At 71.1% G+C, this 15,639-nt stretch carries 13 protein-coding genes and 1 riboswitch; of the genes, 11 read left to right on the forward strand and 2 right to left on the reverse strand.

Annotation, left to right across the window (positions count from 1 at the left end; all coding sequences use genetic code 11):
- Positions 1 to 108: 108 nt before the first annotated feature.
- The gene (locus tag ACYU7H_RS03455; RefSeq protein WP_460812508.1) at positions 109 to 1,083 is read right to left on the reverse strand and encodes a potassium channel beta subunit family protein; all 975 of its coding nucleotides are present in this window, start codon (positions 1,081 to 1,083) and stop codon (positions 109 to 111) included.
- A 110-nt stretch (positions 1,084 to 1,193) separates the two neighbouring features.
- Between ACYU7H_RS03455 and ACYU7H_RS03460 the strand changes: the two genes are divergently transcribed.
- From ACYU7H_RS03460 to ACYU7H_RS03495, 8 genes are all read left to right on the forward strand, one after another.
- Positions 1,194 to 2,327, forward strand: a complete 1,134-nt coding sequence (locus tag ACYU7H_RS03460; RefSeq protein ID WP_460812510.1) for a GGDEF domain-containing protein — start codon at positions 1,194 to 1,196, stop codon at positions 2,325 to 2,327.
- Positions 2,328 to 2,425: 98 nt separating this feature from the next.
- A complete protein-coding gene (locus ACYU7H_RS03465) occupies positions 2,426 to 3,721 on the forward strand; it encodes a NupC/NupG family nucleoside CNT transporter (RefSeq protein ID WP_460812512.1) in 1,296 nt (431 codons plus the stop codon).
- A 10-nt stretch (positions 3,722 to 3,731) separates the two neighbouring features.
- Positions 3,732 to 4,670 (forward strand): ribokinase, encoded by a 939-nt coding sequence (locus tag ACYU7H_RS03470; protein WP_460812513.1) that lies wholly within the window; start codon positions 3,732 to 3,734, stop codon positions 4,668 to 4,670.
- Between the two features lie 43 nt (positions 4,671 to 4,713).
- Complete coding sequence (locus ACYU7H_RS03475) at positions 4,714 to 5,439, forward strand: DUF4893 domain-containing protein (protein WP_460812514.1); 726 nt, start codon at positions 4,714 to 4,716, stop codon at positions 5,437 to 5,439.
- A 71-nt stretch (positions 5,440 to 5,510) separates the two neighbouring features.
- Complete coding sequence (locus ACYU7H_RS03480; protein ID WP_460812516.1) at positions 5,511 to 7,622, forward strand: TonB-dependent receptor; 2,112 nt, start codon at positions 5,511 to 5,513, stop codon at positions 7,620 to 7,622.
- Positions 7,623 to 7,696: 74 nt separating this feature from the next.
- Positions 7,697 to 8,731: a PepSY-associated TM helix domain-containing protein gene (locus ACYU7H_RS03485; RefSeq protein ID WP_460812517.1), complete on the forward strand. Its 1,035-nt coding sequence runs from the start codon at positions 7,697 to 7,699 to the stop codon at positions 8,729 to 8,731.
- A 23-nt stretch (positions 8,732 to 8,754) separates the two neighbouring features.
- Positions 8,755 to 9,753 carry a tRNA dihydrouridine synthase DusB gene (gene dusB, locus ACYU7H_RS03490; protein ID WP_460812519.1) on the forward strand — a complete coding sequence of 333 codons (999 nt, stop codon included), beginning with the start codon at positions 8,755 to 8,757 and terminating at the stop codon, positions 9,751 to 9,753.
- 64 nt (positions 9,754 to 9,817) lie between these two features.
- On the forward strand, positions 9,818 to 10,654 hold the full coding sequence (locus ACYU7H_RS03495) for a class I SAM-dependent methyltransferase (RefSeq protein ID WP_460812521.1): 837 nt from the start codon (positions 9,818 to 9,820) through the stop codon (positions 10,652 to 10,654).
- Positions 10,655 to 10,661: 7 nt separating this feature from the next.
- On the opposite strand, the gene ACYU7H_RS03500 is transcribed toward ACYU7H_RS03495, so the two are convergent.
- Positions 10,662 to 11,714, reverse strand: coding sequence for a metal-dependent hydrolase (locus ACYU7H_RS03500; RefSeq protein ID WP_460812522.1), 1,053 nt, complete (start codon positions 11,712 to 11,714; stop codon positions 10,662 to 10,664).
- A 145-nt stretch (positions 11,715 to 11,859) separates the two neighbouring features.
- On the opposite strand from ACYU7H_RS03500, the gene metK reads away from it, so the two are divergent.
- From metK to metF, 3 genes are all read left to right on the forward strand, one after another.
- Positions 11,860 to 13,068, forward strand: a complete 1,209-nt coding sequence (gene metK, locus ACYU7H_RS03505; protein ID WP_460812524.1) for a methionine adenosyltransferase — start codon at positions 11,860 to 11,862, stop codon at positions 13,066 to 13,068.
- A 65-nt stretch (positions 13,069 to 13,133) separates the two neighbouring features.
- Positions 13,134 to 13,208, forward strand: a riboswitch (S-adenosyl-L-homocysteine riboswitch).
- Between the two features lie 51 nt (positions 13,209 to 13,259).
- Positions 13,260 to 14,708, forward strand: coding sequence for an adenosylhomocysteinase (gene ahcY / locus ACYU7H_RS03510; RefSeq protein ID WP_460812526.1), 1,449 nt, complete (start codon positions 13,260 to 13,262; stop codon positions 14,706 to 14,708).
- Positions 14,709 to 14,771: 63 nt separating this feature from the next.
- A complete protein-coding gene (gene metF, locus ACYU7H_RS03515; RefSeq protein ID WP_460812527.1) occupies positions 14,772 to 15,602 on the forward strand; it encodes a methylenetetrahydrofolate reductase [NAD(P)H] in 831 nt (276 codons plus the stop codon).
- Positions 15,603 to 15,639: the final 37 nt, after the last annotated feature.

Below are 15,639 nucleotides of genomic sequence, written 5' to 3' on the forward strand. Positions count from 1 at the left end.
ACGCGGGGGCGGGATCCGACAGCGTGGGTGGGCGCGGGCATCGCGGACTCCCGGGACGGGTGTCCGCGAATGATAATGATTCCTATTTGGGCGTCAACCGCTCCGCGCCTAGCCCGTCGTTGCCGCCTCGATCCGTGCCCAGGTCGCTTCGTCCAGGGTGCGTGCCACGTCCAGCGCGGCGAGGTTCTCCACCAGCTGCCCGACCCTCGATGCACCGAGGATGACCGTCGAGACGTGCGGATTGCGCAGGCACCACGCGATGGCCAGGGGCGCGGGCGGCACGCCGATCTCGTCGGCGAGGGCCGTGAAGCGCCGCGCGCGCGCGACCCGGTCCTCCGTCTCGTCGCCGAGCACCCATTTCCGCAACCAGCCCATGCCCTCCTGGCCAAGGCGCGCGTCCCCGGGCACGCCCTCGTTGTACTTGCCCGTCAGCAGCCCGGACGCGAGCGGCGACCACGTGGTCGTGCCCATGCCGTACTCCGCGTACAACGGTGCGTACTCGAGTTCCACGCGGTGCCGGTGCAGGAGGTTGTACTGCGGCTGCTCCATCGTGGGCGCGACGAGGCCGTTGGCCTTCGCGATCCGGTGCGCTTCGCGGATCTGCGTCGCGCTCCACTCCGACGTGCCCCAGTACAGGACCTTGCCCTGGCGCACGAGCACGTCCATCGCCGACACGGTCTCGGCGATCGGGACGTCCGGATCGGGGCGGTGGCAGAAATACAGGTCGAGGTAGTCGACGCGCAGCCGGCGCAACGCCGCGTGGCAGGCATCGTGGACATGCTTGCGCGACAGGCCCCGCTGCGTCGGCCGCGGGTCGTCGGCGGCCCCGAAGAAGACCTTGCTCGAGACGCACCAACCATCGCGTGGCAGGCGCAGGTCCGCGACCGCGTCGCCCATCACCCGCTCGGCCTCGCCGTTGGCGTAACCCTCGGCGTTGTCGAAGAAGTTGACCCCGTGGTCCCACGCCGCGGCGATCATCTCGCGCGCCGCACCGCGCCCGACGGCATTGCCGAAGGTGACCCACGCCCCGAGCGAGAGCGCGGACAGCGGCAGGCCGGAGGAGCCGAGGCGGCGGTATTCCATGGGATTTGTCGGAGTGCGGGCGTCCGCGGAGTGTAGCCGTGGGCCCGCCGCCGGCGCGGCCGCGGCCGGCGCGCGTTATCCTCGCCCCGCGCCAGGGAACGGGGACACGCATGCTCGAGCCGAAGGGAGGATTCCAGGCGGCCCTCGCGTCGCTGACGTCGCGGCCCGACGACCTCATGCTGGAGCTCGGCGCCAGTGGCGAGCTGCTCGTGGCCCGCCTGCGCGTGGTCATCGCGACCCTGCTGCTGCTCGCACCACTCGCCAACGCACTTGGCGGGGGCAACGTCCAGGAAACGTTCCTGGGCCTGGCGGCCGTCGTCGTGCTCAACGTCGTGGCGCATGCCTGGCTCGCCCTCGCCCGCCGGCCGAGGCGCCATGCATGGCTGCCCTTCGTGACCAGCGCCTGGGACGTCACGGTCGGCACGGCGGTGCTCGGGATCCTCGCGGCCGGGTCGATTCCCGCCGGACTCAACAGCGTGCTGGTGTTTTCCGGCTACCTGGTCGCGATCAGCGTCGGGGCCCTGCGCAGCGACGGTCGCGTGGCCCTGTTCACCGGCGCGCTGGCGATCGTCCAGTACGCGGGCCTCGTGCTGGTGGCATTCGCCATGTCGGAAACGCCCGAGCGCCTGGTCTCGACCGAGCACGGCACGGTCGCGCTCGCGGGGCAACTGCAGCGCCTCGGACTGCTCGCGGCGTTCACGCTGGTCACGTGCACCGTCGTCTACCGGATGCAGCGGCTGGTGGAACTGTCGGGCACGGATGGGCTCACCGGCCTGCCGAACCGGACGTGGCTGCACCACCGGATGCCGCGCCTGCTCGACGAGGTCCGCTCGAACGGCGGCAGCCTGACGCTGGCGCTGATCGACATGGACCGCTTCCGCGTGCTCAACGAGGAATCGGGGTTCAAGACCGGCGACGCGGTCCTGCGGCAGCTCATCGACTTCGTCCGCGAAGAGGCGGTGCACGACGAATGGCTGGTCCGGATCGGCGGCCAGGAGTTCGTCCTGCTGCTGCGCCAGCCCCTGGGTACCGCGTGGGAACACGTGGACGCGATCCGCCAGTCCATCCTCGAACGCGGCTTCAGGACCCCCGATGGCGACCGGGTCCGGCAGACGATCAGCGCCGGGCTCGCGAGCTTCCCCCAGGAAGGCGCGGACATGTCCGACCTGCTGCGGCGCGCCGACCAGCGGCTCAAGCGGGCCAAGCGCGAGGGCGGGAACCGGGCGATGGCGCGCGACGCCTGACCAAGCCCCGCCATCGGCGCAAGCGCCCGCCGGCGGTTGCCGGTGGCAGGCGGCTCCCCTAACCTGCGCGCTCGAAAAGGGGCCGGCGGGGACGTTCGATGGACATGGTGGCGCGGGCCGGGTTCGGCCTGTTCGGACTCGCGGTGCTGCTGGCCATCGCCTGGGCGTTCTCCAACAACCGGCGGCGGGTGGACTGGCGGCTGGTCTCGGTCGGCCTGGTGCTGCAGCTGCTGATCGCCGCGTTCGTCCTGCTCACGCCCTGGGGTGCGGTGGTGTTCGACACCATCGCGACCGGGTTCGTGAAGCTGCTCGGGTTCACCACCGAGGGCGCGCGGTTCATCTTCGGCGACTTCACCGACCCCGAGCGGTTCGGCTTCGTGTTCGCGTTCCAGGTGCTGCCGACGATCATCTTCTTCGCCAGCTTCATGAGCGTGCTCTACCACCTGGGCGTGATGCAGAAGGTCGTCCAGGGCATGGCCTGGGTGATCACCCGCCTGATGCGCGTGTCGGGCGCGGAGACGCTGAGCGTGTGCGCGAACTCCTTCATCGGCCAGACCGAGGCGCCGCTGGTGGTGCGCCCGTACATCTCGAAGATGACCGAGTCGGAGCTGGTCACGCTCATGGTCGGCGGCATGGCCACCATCGCCGGCGGCGTGCTCGGTGCGTACGTACTGCTGCTGGGCGGCGGTGACGCGGCGCAACAGGCGTTCTACGCCAAGCACCTGATCACGGCCAGCGTCATGGCGGCGCCCGCGACCCTGGTCATCGCCAAGATCCTCGTCCCGGAGACCGCCACGCCGCTGACGCTCGGCGAGGTCCGGGTCAACGTCGAGAAAACGACGACCAACGTGATCGACGCCGCCGCGGCCGGCGCGTCGGACGGCCTGAAGCTCGCGCTGAACGTCGGCGCGATGCTGCTGGCGTTCATCGCGCTGATCGCCCTGCTGAACGCCCCGCTGGCGTGGCTGGGCGAGGTCACCGGCCTCGAGGCGATGCTCGGCCGGCGCACCGACCTGGCCGGCCTGCTCGGCCTGTTGCTGGCGCCGATCGCCTGGGTGATCGGCGTGCCCTGGCAGGACGCGGCCACCGTCGGCGGGCTGATCGGCACCAAGGTCGTGCTCAACGAATTCGTCGCCTACGTGCAGCTGGGCGAAGTGCTGCGTGGCAACGTGCCCGGCGTCGGCCTGACCGACCGGGGCGCGCTGATCGCCACCTACGCACTGTGCGGCTTCGCGAACTTCAGCTCGATCGCGATCCAGATCGGCGGGATCGGCGGCATCGCGCCCGAACGTCGCCACGACCTGGCGCGCTTCGGCCTGCGCGCGGTGCTCGGCGGCACGTTGGCCACCCTGATGACCGCCACGATCGCGGGCGTCCTCAGCGCCACGGCCTGAGGCACGGGCCGTGGGGCGGGTCGTCGTCGTCGGGTCGTTCAACATCGACCATGTCTGGCGCGTCGCCACGCTCCCGGCGCCCGGCGCCACCTTGGCGGGCACCTACTCGACCGGGCCCGGCGGCAAGGGCTTCAACCAGGCGGTCGCCGCCCGGCGGAGCGGTGCCGCGACAGGCTTCGTCTGTGCACTGGGGGAAGACGCGGGTGCGCAGCAGGCGCGTGCGCTGTGCACGGCGGACGGCATCGACCTGCGTGCGCTGCCTGCCGACGCACCGACCGGCACGGCCGGGATCTACGTGGACGCCGCCGGATCGAACACCATCGTGATCGGCGCGGGCGCGAACGCGGCGCTCGACGCAGGGTTCGCGGTCGACGCACTGGACGCGTTCGACGACGTGGCCGTCGTGCTGGCGCAACTCGAGTCCCCGCCCGACGCGGTCGTCGCTGTCCTCACCCGTGCGGTCGCCCGCGGGATGCTCGCCGTCCTCAACCCCGCGCCGGCCAATGCGCCCGTGCCCGACGCGCTGTTGGCGTGCGTGGACGTCGTGACGCCCAACGAGACCGAACTCGTCGCCCTGCTCTCCGCGCGCGGCATCGCCGACGTGGCGCCCCAGGACGTGCCCGCCGTCGATGACGCGCGGCTGCACGCCTGGTGCCGTGCGCTGCTCCCGGGGGGCACGGTGGTCGTCACGCTCGGTGCCGCGGGCTGCTTCGTCTCGCACGCGGACGACAGGCGGCGCGGGGATCGGGACGAGGCCTACCGTGTCGCGGCACCCCGCGTCCGCGTGGTGGACACCACGGGCGCCGGCGACGCCTTCAGCGGCGCCCTGTGCAGCGCGCTCGCGCGTGCGCCGGGAACGCAGTTCCGAAGGCAAGTCGAGACCGCCACCGCTTACGCCGCGCGCTCGACCGAGGCCGCCGGCGCGGCCCTGGCCATGCCCTGGTCCTGACGCTTCATCGCCCGGTCACCGGGGGCGCGCGAGCGTGCCGCGCATGGACCCGAGCCGCCACGCCGCCCCGCCCCGCCGACGCCCCTTGACGTCTTCGGCACCCGCCTGCCTGCTTGTCCTCCTGTTGTCGGGATGCGCCACTGGCGAGCGTGCGCCGCCCGCGAGTGGTCGATCGGCGATCGATGCCGAGGCAGCGGTTTCTCCCATCGACACGCGCAGCGTGACCGGATCGACGGACGTCCGCGCAGGCGGCGCGTCCTGCGACTGGACGACGCGCGCCCTTCCCGCGCATGCACGCGCCGTGGACGCCGACAGGCGGGACCTCGCCGATCACGTCCCCCGTGACACCGCCGACGCGCGCATGATGCGGACGTTGCTGCGGCGTCCGTCACTGCCGCTGGGAAACATCGACGGTCCGTGGCGGGTGCGCTCGCTGCAGTCCGCGCACGGGGACGTGTTCGGCTACCCGTTCTTCGCCGGGGAGATCCGTCCGCATCCATGCGGGCATGCGTTCGCCAAGACGGCCGGTTCGCAAAGGCGCAGCGGAATACTCCACCGCGATGCAAAACCCGACCGCCTCGCCTTCCTCGGCACCCAGACGGTCAACGATGAACCACCACGCGCCTACGACCCGGCCTGGCCGGAAGAGGCGCAGTGGCCGGGCCATGCGAACAGTGCCGGGTTCCTGGTCCGGATCGGCCCCGATGAACTGCTGATGGTGCTGGAGGCGCACACGGAACGCCTGGAGGTGTACCACCTGCAGCGCTAGCCGGCCCGTGCCGTTGCTAATGCGAATCGTTTTTATTAACATGCGCGCCGCCTCGAAGGACCTGGACGCGCATGACCCCCATCCGACTGCTCGCCGGCGCGATCGCCGGCGCCCTCGCCCTGCCCGCCGCCGCCGATGACGCCACCACCCTCGACCGGGTGGTCGTCTCCGCCAGCACCAGCCGCGTCCCGGACTCCGACGCGGCGCTGCCGAACACCATCACCGTCATCGACCGCGAGCAGCTCGAGCAGCAGCTGGCGATCACGCAGGACCTGTCGCAGGTCCTGTCCAACCTGATCCCGTCGTTCACCCCGTCGCGCCAGAAGCTGACCAACAGCGGCGAGACGTTGCGCGGACGTAAGCCGCTGTACCTGGTCGACGGCGTGCCGCAGTCGACGCCGTTGCGCGAAGGCGGCCGCGACGGCCACACCATCGACCCGGCGATGATCGAGCGCATCGAGGTCATCCACGGCGCCAACGCGCTGCAGGGCCTGGGCGCGTCCGGCGGCATCATCAACATCATCACCAAGCGCGCGCCGCGCGGGGACGGCGGGACGTTCCATGACGTCACGATCGCCGCGAGCACGGCCCTGCCCGCCGAGGACGACGGCGACGGCCACCGCGCATCCTATGTCTTCGGTACGCATTCGGGCGCCTTCGACATGGTCGCGGGCGCGTCGTACGCGAGCGAAGGGCTGTACTACGACGCGGACGGCCGGGCGATCGCCGTCAACGACGTGCAGGGCGACCTGATGGACGCCCGCAGCCACGACCTGTTCGCGAAGGCCGGCTGGACGCTCGACCAGGACCGCCGCCTGCAACTGACGGCCAACCGCTACCACCTGCAGGGCAACCACGACTACCGCACGGTCGACGGCGATCCCGCCACGGGGCTGCTCGCCACGTCCGAGCGCGGCGCGCCCGAAGGCGAGGGGCCGCGCAACCGCTCCACGTCGCTCGTCGCCGACTACACGGACAACGCGTTCGCCGGCGGCTATTTCCAGGCCCAGGCCTACTGGGTCGACTTCGCCGCGCTCTACGGCGGCAGCAACTGGGGCGACTTCTGGGGCGACGGACGCGACCCGGACTGGTGGGACCAGTCGCAGAACGCGTCGGAGAAGCTCGGCAGCAAGGCGACGTGGTCGCGCGGCGGCCTGCTCGACGGCCGGCTGCGCCTGACCCTGGGCCTGGACTGGGCGCGCGACACGACCTACCAGGAGCTGGTCGTCAGCGACCTCGACTGGGTGCCGGAGACGCGCTACGAATCGTGGTCGCCGTTCGTGCAGACCGAGTGGCGGCTGGGCGATCGCGTCCTGTTGACCGGCGGCCTGCGCTACGAGCACGGCGAGCTCCAGGTCGACGACTTCACCACGCTGCCCGTCTACGGCAGCCAGCAGGTCGAAGGTGGCAACCCGACCACCAGCGAAGTGCTGCCCAACGTGGGCGCCGTGTTCGAAGCGACCGACGCGCTGAAGCTGTACGCGTCCTATTCGGAGGGCTACACCGTCGCGGACGTGGGCCGCGTGCTGCGCGGCATCAACACGCCGGGCCAGCGCGTGGACGACCTGGTCGACCTGTCGCCGGTGATCGCCGACAACCGCGAAGTCGGCGTGGACTACGACGACGGCCGTTGGGTCGCGCACCTGGCCGCCTTCTGGTCCGACTCCGAGCTGGGCTCGCGCCTGTCGTTCGACCCCGTGTCCGGCACGTACAGCGTCGTGCGCGAGCGCACGGAGATCCGCGGAATCGAGGGCAACGTGGCGGTGCGTGTCGCCGACGCGGACCGCCTCGGTCTCGCGTACGCGGCAACCGAAGGCGAGTACGACAGCGACGGCGACGACCGCGTCGACAGCGACCTGCCCGGCATCAACGTGAGCCCGGACCGCGTGACCGCGTTCTGGACCCGCGACTGGTCGCCCGGAATCAGCACCCGCCTGCAGGCCAGCCACGCCTTCGACCGGTCGTTCGACCGCCAGGGCGCGGAGGTCGCGGACTTCGACGGCTACACCCTCGTCGACCTGATGGCCCGCTTCGCGCTCCCGGTGGGCACCCTGGACGTGGGTGTCGAGAACCTGCTGGGCGAGCAGTACGTGACCTACTACTCGCAGAGCACCCCGCGCGCGGACACCTACGTCGCCGGCCGCGGCCGGGTCCTGACGCTGGGCTGGTCGCACCGCTTCTGACCGGAGCGACCGCCGCGATGTCGCCGGGCAGTCCCGCACGGGGACGACCGTTCCGACGCCGCCTCCGGGCGGCGTTGGCGTGGCTGCACCTGTGGCTGGGCCTCGCGGCGGGCACGGTGTTCGCACTGGTCGCGCTGGCGGGCGCTCCGCTCGTCTTCCATGTCGCGCTGCTCAAGTGGCAGCACCCGTCGCTCGAGGGCCATGCGCCGATCGCGGACGGCCGCGTCCTCGAGGGCATCGTCGAGACCTGGCGCCCGCGTGGCCTGCGCGCGCTCGACCTGCCGCACGCCGACCTCCCTGTCTGGCAGGGCTACCTCGCGGACGGGTCGCGGGCCTATTTCGCGCCGGACGACGGGCGCCTGCTGCTCGAGCGCTCGCACCACGACGACGTGCTGCTGTGGCTGCACGAATTCCACGTCGAGCTGCGGGCCGGACCCACGGGCAGGGAATTCCTCGGCGTGGTCGGCTGGATCGCGCTCGGCCTGCTCGTCACCGGCCTCTACCTCTGGTGGCCGAAGGCGGGCAAGTGGCTCTCGAGCCTGCGGTGGCACCGCGGTCCGCCGGCGCGGCGCTGGCGCAGCTGGCACCAGTCGGCCGGTGCGCTGCTCTCGCCGCTGCTCCTGCTGCTGACGCTGACCGGCGTCGGGATGGTCTATTCCAATGGGTTCCGCACGGTGCTCGTCGCCGTGTTCGGCGGCGGCGCGTCACCCGCGGCGACGGAAGCGCCGGCTGCGGAGCGCATCGAATGGGATGCCGTCCTCGCACGCGTGGACATCGCGCTGCCCGGTGCGCGCGTGAGCCGCCTGTCCATCCCCGCCGAGGACGACGGGAGCGTGGCCTTCCGCGCCCGAGCGCCCGGCGAGTGGCACCCCGTGGGCCGGAGCGAGATCCGCGCGACCGCCGCCGGCGACCGCACCCTGCAGGTCGTCGATGCGACCGGGCATGCCGCCGGCATCCGCATCCACCAGGCCATCTACCCCCTGCACGTCGGCGCGGTGGGCGGGGGCGCGATGCGCTGGCTGACGTTCCTCGGGGGGCTCCTGCCGGCGTTCCTGCTGGTGACGGGGGCCCTGTTCTGGTGGCGCCGTCGCCGGATCGGCCGGGCCTGACCGGCGCCCGCTAAACTCGCGCCATGCGCATCGGCCCCCACGCCATCGAGCCACCGGTCGTCCTCGCGCCCATGGCGGGCGTGACGGACAAACCATTCCGCGTGCTGTGCAAGCGGCTGGGCGCCGGGCTGTGCGTGTCGGAGATGACGACGTCCGACCCGCGCTTCTGGAACACGGCCAAGTCGTTGCGCCGGATGGACCACGCCGGCGAACCCGCGCCGGTGAGCGTCCAGATCGCCGGCACCGAGCCCGCGCTGATGGCCGACGCGGCGCGCTACAACGTCGACCAGGGCGCGCAGCTGGTCGACATCAACATGGGCTGCCCCGCCAAGAAGGTCTGCAAGGCCTGGGCCGGTTCGGCGCTGATGCGGGACGAAGCGCTCGTGGCCCGCATCCTGGCGGCGGTGGCCGGCGCGGTGGACGTCCCGGTCACCCTCAAGATCCGGACGGGCTGGGCCGCCGACCGGAAGAACGCCGTCGCGATCGCGCGCATCGCCGAGGACAGCGGCATCGCGGCACTCGCCGTGCACGGGCGCACCCGCGACCAGATGTACACCGGGCACGCCGAGTACGGCACGATCGCCCAAGTGAAGGACGCGGTGTCGATCCCGGTCATGTGCAACGGCGACGTCGACGGCCCGGACAAGGCCGCCGACGTCCTCCGCCTGACGGGCTGCGACGCGGTGATGGTCGGCCGCGCCGCGCAGGGGCGGCCGTGGATCTTCCGCGAGATCGCGCACTTCCTCGCCACGGGCGAGCGGCTGGCATCGCCGGGTCACGCGGAGGTCCGCGACATCCTGCTCGGCCACCTGGTCGACCTGCACGCGTTCTACGGCGAGGAGATGGGCGTGCGCATCGCGCGCAAGCACCTGGGCTGGTACGCGAAGGACCGACCCGAGAACCGCGCCTTCCTCGCGGTTGCCAACCGCGCGCAGGATCCGGCCTCGCAGCTGCGCCTGACGCGCGACTACTTCGACGCGCTCGCCGCCGGCGTCCCGCCGGAGCTGCCCGTCGCCGCCTGAGTGGCAGGCGGCGCGACCCCATTTCGAACCGGGCGCGCCTCGCGCCACCGATGGAACCGCCGACATGAGCGACGCGACGCGATCCAGCACCGACTTCCCCTACCTGCACGGCTTCTCGCCGACCGAGCAGGCACGCCTGCAGCGCCAGGCGCGGCTGGCCGAATCGACCATCTTCCGCAACATCGACTTCACCGAGTCGCGCCGCCTGCTGGAGGTCGGCAGCGGCGTCGGCGCCCAGACCGAGATCCTGCTGCGGCGCTTTCCGGACCTGCACGTCACCTGCGTGGACTTCAACGCCCAGCAGCTCTCGGCCGCGCGCGACAACCTCGGCCGGATGCCGTGGCTGGAGGGTCGCTACGAACTGCACCGCGCCGACGCCAGCGACCTGCCCTTCGAGCCGCGCCGGTTCGATGCGGCGTTCCTGTGCTGGGTCCTGGAGCACGTCCCCTCGCCCGCCCGCGTGCTCAGCGAAGTGCGCCGGGTGCTTGCGCCGGGCGCGGTCGTGTACGCGACAGAAGTGTTGAACGCCTCCTTCCTGCTGGATCCCTACTCGCCCGACACGTGGCGCTACTGGATGGCCTTCAACGACTTCCAGATCGACAGCGGCGGCGACCCGTTCGTGGGGGCCAAGCTCGGCAACCTGCTGCTGGCGGGCGGGTTCCGCGACGTCACCACCGAGATCAAGACCTTCCACTTCGACAACCGCGAACCCGCGCGCCGCAAGCAGATGATCGCGTTCTGGGAGGAACTGCTGCTGTCGGCGGCCGACCAGCTGGTGGAGGCCGGCAAGGTCGAACCCGCCACCGTCGAGGGCATGCGCCGGGAGATGCAGCAGGTGCAGAACGACCCGAACGCGGTGTTCTTCTATTCCTTCGTGCAGGCGCGCGCGACCGTCTACTGACGCGGCGTCACGGGCCGGTCGCCTGGCCGGGGCCGGCCGACGCGCCGCGCGGGGACGTCCAGATCCTGTTCCACATCACGGCGAGACGCCGCTCCACCTCCCACGGCCAGCGCAACTGCTCGGGCGGGATCGGCCGCCAAGCCGCCCCGTGTCGCTCGGCGACGGCGAAATTGAATGTGTAGTCGGGCTCGGCGCCCATGCGCAGGTCGCTCAGGACCAGGCGGCCGTCGCGCACCTGCGGCTTCATGAAGCCGTGGTTGAAACAGCGCAGGCGCGCGACCGCCTCCGTCGCATCGACCACCGCCAGGGCGCTGCGCGCCTCCGGCGCGAAGACATGGCGGCGGAACCGCACCGGGCCCTCGTCGGCCACGAGCGACGTCTCGCCCTCCACGAACCCGTCCGGCGTCATCGCCACCACGCGCCACAGCAACGTGTTGAACGGCGACGCGGCCGAGAAGCGCGGGGCGTCGCCGAGGCCCGCCGCCACCAGTGCCTCGTCCGCGCGCCGGTCCACGATGGACTTGGCGGCCAGCGACCAGCCGAGGTAGGCCGTGCTCGCGACCAGTCCTGCGACAAGCGCATGGCGCGCGATGCGCCGCGACCCGGCGAACGCGGCCACGGCGACCGCGAGGAGCAGCCACACCGTGTAGAGCGGATCGATGATGAACACGCTCGACCACATCGCCGGCCGGAGCGGCAGCGGCCAGAACAGCTGCGTCCCATAGACCGTGAACGCATCGAGCAGTGGATGGGTCAGCAACGCCAGCTGGATCGCGCGGAACCAGTGCCCGGGCGCCGCGCCCACGCGCCCGCCCCGGCCACGGAACCACATCCACAGCAGCCAGCCGAGGACCGGCAGGACGAACAGCGAGTGGCTCGGCCCGCGGTGCCAGGTCATGCGCAGCACGGGGTCACCGGTCAGCAGGGCCAGCGGCAGCGAGTCGAGGTCCGGCAGCGTGCCGAGGGCGGCGCCGGCCAGCAGGGCGGCCCGGCGGTGGCCGGCCGGCACGAAGGCCGCAGCGACCGCCCCGCCGAGCAGGGCCTGGGTGATCGAGTCCATCCGGCGATGCTAGCTGAACGCCGTCTCGCCCCCTTCCGAGGGGGTTCCGGCAAGATGCGCATCCCGGCCGCAGGCGCTATCCTATGCGGCCATCCTTTCATCCGAATAAAGGGATGAATCACCATCCCGCGGGAGCCCACGGCCCATGACCACCACGCTGTTCACCTCCGAATCCGTTTCCGAAGGCCATCCGGACAAGGTCGCCGACCAGATTTCCGACGCCGTCCTCGACGCCATCCTGACCCAGGACAAGCGCGCGCGCGTGGCCTGCGAGACGCTGGTCAAGACGGGCGTGGCGATCGTCGCGGGCGAGATCACCACCACCGCCTGGGTGGACCTCGAGGACCTGACCCGCAAGGTCATCCTGGACATCGGCTACGACAGCAGCGAGGTCGGCTTCGACGGCGCGACCTGCGGCGTGCTGAACCTGATCGGCAAGCAGTCGCCCGACATCAACCAGGGCGTGGACCGCAAGAAGCCCGAGGAACAGGGCGCCGGCGACCAGGGCCTGATGTTCGGCTACGCCACCGCCGAGACGCCGAGCTTCATGCCGGCCGCGATCCACTACTCGCACCGCCTGGTCGAGCAGCAGTCGAAGATCCGCAAGAAGAAGAACTCGCCGCTGCCGTGGCTGCGCCCGGATGCCAAGAGCCAGGTCACCCTGCGCTACGAGAACGGCAAGGCGGTCGCCATCGACGCGGTCGTGCTGTCCACGCAGCACGACCCGGGCGTGAAGCAGAAGGACCTGGTCGAGGCCGTGCGCGAGCACATCCTCAAGCCCGTGCTGCCCGAGAAGTGGCTGCACAAGGGCACCAAGTTCCACATCAACCCGACCGGCAAGTTCGTGATCGGCGGCCCGGTGGGCGACGCCGGCCTGACCGGCCGCAAGATCATCGTCGACACCTACGGCGGCTGGGCCCGCCATGGCGGCGGCGCGTTCTCGGGCAAGGATCCGTCCAAGGTCGACCGCAGCGCCGCGTACGCCGCGCGCTACGTGGCCAAGAACGTGGTCGCCGCGGGCCTGGCCGGGCGCTGCGAGGTGCAGCTGTCCTACGCCATCGGCGTGGCCGAGCCGACCAGCATCTCGGTGACCACCTTCGGCACCGGCCGCATCACCGACGCCGAGATCGAGAAGCTGATCCGCCGCCACTTCGACCTGCGCCCGTACGGCATCCTCAGGATGCTCGACCTGGTGCACCCGATCTACCGCCCGACGGCGGCCTACGGCCACTTCGGCCGCAAGCCGTACGAGGTGGAGTACCTCGATCCGAACGGCAAGAAGCACGTCGCCACGGCCTTCTCCTGGGAGAAGACCGACAAGGCCGACGCGCTGCGCGCCGACGCCAAGCTTTAGGGCGGCCCGTCCGCCCGGCCACCCGAGGTGGCCATGAACGGGCGGGGCCACGGGCCCCGCCACTCCCCGCCGAGGGGCGCTGCGACCGGCATGGCCGGCCAGGCTCGGCGGGGACCACGCGACAACGGCGCCCGGTGGCCCCCACCCGCCCGCACCCGCGCGGGGTGCGGAACCAGACCGGAGCTCGAACCATGAATGCTGTTCGCAAGACCTTTTCCCAGGATGGCGACTACAAGGTCGCCGACATTTCCCTGGCCGATTGGGGCCGCAAGGAAATCGACATCGCCGAGCACGAGATGCCCGGCCTGATGTCCATCCGCCGCAAGTACGCCGCGGAGGCGCCGCTGAAGGACGTGCGCGTCACCGGCTCGCTGCACATGACCATCCAGACGGCGGTGCTGATCGAGACGCTCAAGGACATCGGCGCCGACGTGCGCTGGGCCTCGTGCAACATCTTCTCCACGCAGGACCACGCCGCCGCCGCGATCGCCGCGACCGGCACCCCGGTGTTCGCCTGGAAGGGCGAGACGCTCGAGGAATACTGGGACTGCACGCTCGCCGCGCTGAGCTTCCCGGACGGCAAGGGCGGCTACCTCGGGCCGCAGCTGGTGGTGGACGACGGCGGCGACGTCACGCTGCTGATCCACAAGGGCTACGAGCTCGAGCAGGGCGACGACAGCTGGGTCAACGGCCCGGCCGGCAGCCACGAGGAGAAGGTCATCAAGGACCTGCTCAAGCGCGTCGCGAAGGAGCGCCCGGGCTTCTGGACCACCGTCGTGCGCGACTGGAAGGGCGTGTCCGAGGAGACCACCACCGGCGTGCACCGCCTCTACCAGCTCGCCGAGAAGGGCCAGCTGCTGGTGCCGGCGATCAACGTCAACGACTCGGTCACCAAGAGCAAGTTCGACAACCTGTACGGCTGCCGCGAGTCGCTGGCCGACGGCCTGAAGCGCGCGATGGACGTGATGCTGGCCGGCAAGGTCGCGGTCGTGTGCGGCTACGGCGACGTCGGCAAGGGCTCGGCGCACTCGTTGCGCGCGTACGGCGCCCGCGTGGTCGTCACCGAGATCGACCCGATCTGCGCGCTGCAGGCGGCGATGGAGGGCTTCGAGGTCACCACGCTCGAGGACACCCTCGGCCGCGCCGACATCTATGTCACGACGACCGGCAACAAGGACATCATCACCGTCGAGCACATGCAGGCGATGAAGGACCAGGCGATCGTCTGCAACATCGGCCACTTCGACAACGAGATCCAGGTCGACGCGCTCAAGGCGCTGCCGGGCGTCGAGCAGGTGAACATCAAGCCGCAGGTGGACAAGTTCGTGTTCGCCAACGGCAACGCGATCTTCCTGCTCGCCGAGGGCCGGCTCGTGAACCTGGGCTGCGCCACCGGCCACCCCAGCTTCGTGATGTCGAACTCGTTCTCCAACCAGACGCTCGCGCAGATCGACCTGTGGGCGCGCAAGGACGAGTACGGCAAGCAGGTGTACCTGCTGCCGAAGAAGCTCGACGAGGAGGTCGCGCGCCTGCACCTGGAGAAGATCGGCGTGAAGCTGACGAAGCTCACCAAGGACCAGGCGGACTACATCGGCGTGCCGGTCGAGGGCCCGTACAAGTCCGAGCACTACCGCTACTGACCGGACGCGGCGGGCGGCCCGGTGCCGCCCGCCGCCATGCCCCTCCCGCGCAGAGGACCTGGAATGGCCGGCGTCCCGATCTCGTTCGAGTTCTACCCGCCGAAGACCGACGAGCAGCGCGCGCAGCTCGACCGCGCGGCCACCCGGCTCAAGTCCGAGTTGCCCGAGTACGTTTCGTGCACGTTCGGCGCGGGTGGCTCCACGCTGTCGTACACGCCCGAGACGGTGCGACGGCTGCGCGACCGCCATGGGCTCGAGGCGGCGCCCCACCTGTCCTGCATGGGCGGAACGCGCGCCGAGCTGCGGTCGCTGCTCAAGCTCTACCGCGCACTCGGCTGCCGGCGCCTGGTCGCGCTGCGTGGCGACCTCCCCTCCGGCATGGCGCGCATGGGCGACTTCCGCTACGCCGCCGACCTGGTCGCCTTCATCCGCGAGGAGCATGGCGACTGGTTCCACGTCGAGGTGGGCTGCTACCCGGAGATGCACCCCCAGGCCAGCGACCCGTTCTCGGACCTGCGGCACTTCAAGGCGAAGGTGGACGCCGGCGCGGACGGCGCGATCACCCAGTACTTCTACAACGCCGACGCGTATTTCCGGTTCGTCGACGACGTGCGCGGCATGGGCCTGGACATCCCGGTGGTGCCCGGGATCATGCCGGTGTCGAACTTCAGCCAGTTGCGCCGGTTCTCCGAGGCCTGCGGCGCGGAGATCCCGCGCTGGATCGGCAAGCGGATGCAGGCCTACGGCGATGACGTCGACGCGATCCGGGAGTTCGCCGCCGACCTGGTGGCCGGCCTGTGCCGCCGCCTGGTGGACGGCGGGGCGCCCGCGCTGCATTTCTATACGCTCAACCTCTCGAAACCGACGGTGAACGTGCTCGCCCGGATGCGGTGAAATCCGGGGCGTGTCGGCGCCTGTTCAGCGTCGGCGG

It is taken from the genome of Luteimonas pelagia (assembly GCF_054776035.1).

Excerpts from the sequence above, each read along its gene's own strand:
- ACYU7H_RS03455 (WP_460812508.1), bottom strand. The coding sequence starts at position 1,083 with ATGGAATACCGCCGCCTCGGCTCCTCCGGCCTGCCGCTGTCCGCGCTC.
- ACYU7H_RS03460 (WP_460812510.1), top strand. The coding sequence starts at position 1,194 with ATGCTCGAGCCGAAGGGAGGATTCCAGGCGGCCCTCGCGTCGCTGACG.
- ACYU7H_RS03465 (WP_460812512.1), top strand. The coding sequence starts at position 2,426 with ATGGACATGGTGGCGCGGGCCGGGTTCGGCCTGTTCGGACTCGCGGTG.
- ACYU7H_RS03475 (WP_460812514.1), top strand. The coding sequence starts at position 4,714 with ATGGACCCGAGCCGCCACGCCGCCCCGCCCCGCCGACGCCCCTTGACG.
- ACYU7H_RS03480 (WP_460812516.1), top strand. The coding sequence starts at position 5,511 with ATGACCCCCATCCGACTGCTCGCCGGCGCGATCGCCGGCGCCCTCGCC.
- dusB (WP_460812519.1), top strand. The coding sequence starts at position 8,755 with ATGCGCATCGGCCCCCACGCCATCGAGCCACCGGTCGTCCTCGCGCCC.
- ACYU7H_RS03495 (WP_460812521.1), top strand. The coding sequence starts at position 9,818 with ATGAGCGACGCGACGCGATCCAGCACCGACTTCCCCTACCTGCACGGC.
- ACYU7H_RS03500 (WP_460812522.1), bottom strand. The coding sequence starts at position 11,714 with ATGGACTCGATCACCCAGGCCCTGCTCGGCGGGGCGGTCGCTGCGGCC.
- metK (WP_460812524.1), top strand. The coding sequence starts at position 11,860 with ATGACCACCACGCTGTTCACCTCCGAATCCGTTTCCGAAGGCCATCCG.
- ahcY (WP_460812526.1), top strand. The coding sequence starts at position 13,260 with ATGAATGCTGTTCGCAAGACCTTTTCCCAGGATGGCGACTACAAGGTC.
- metF (WP_460812527.1), top strand. The coding sequence starts at position 14,772 with ATGGCCGGCGTCCCGATCTCGTTCGAGTTCTACCCGCCGAAGACCGAC.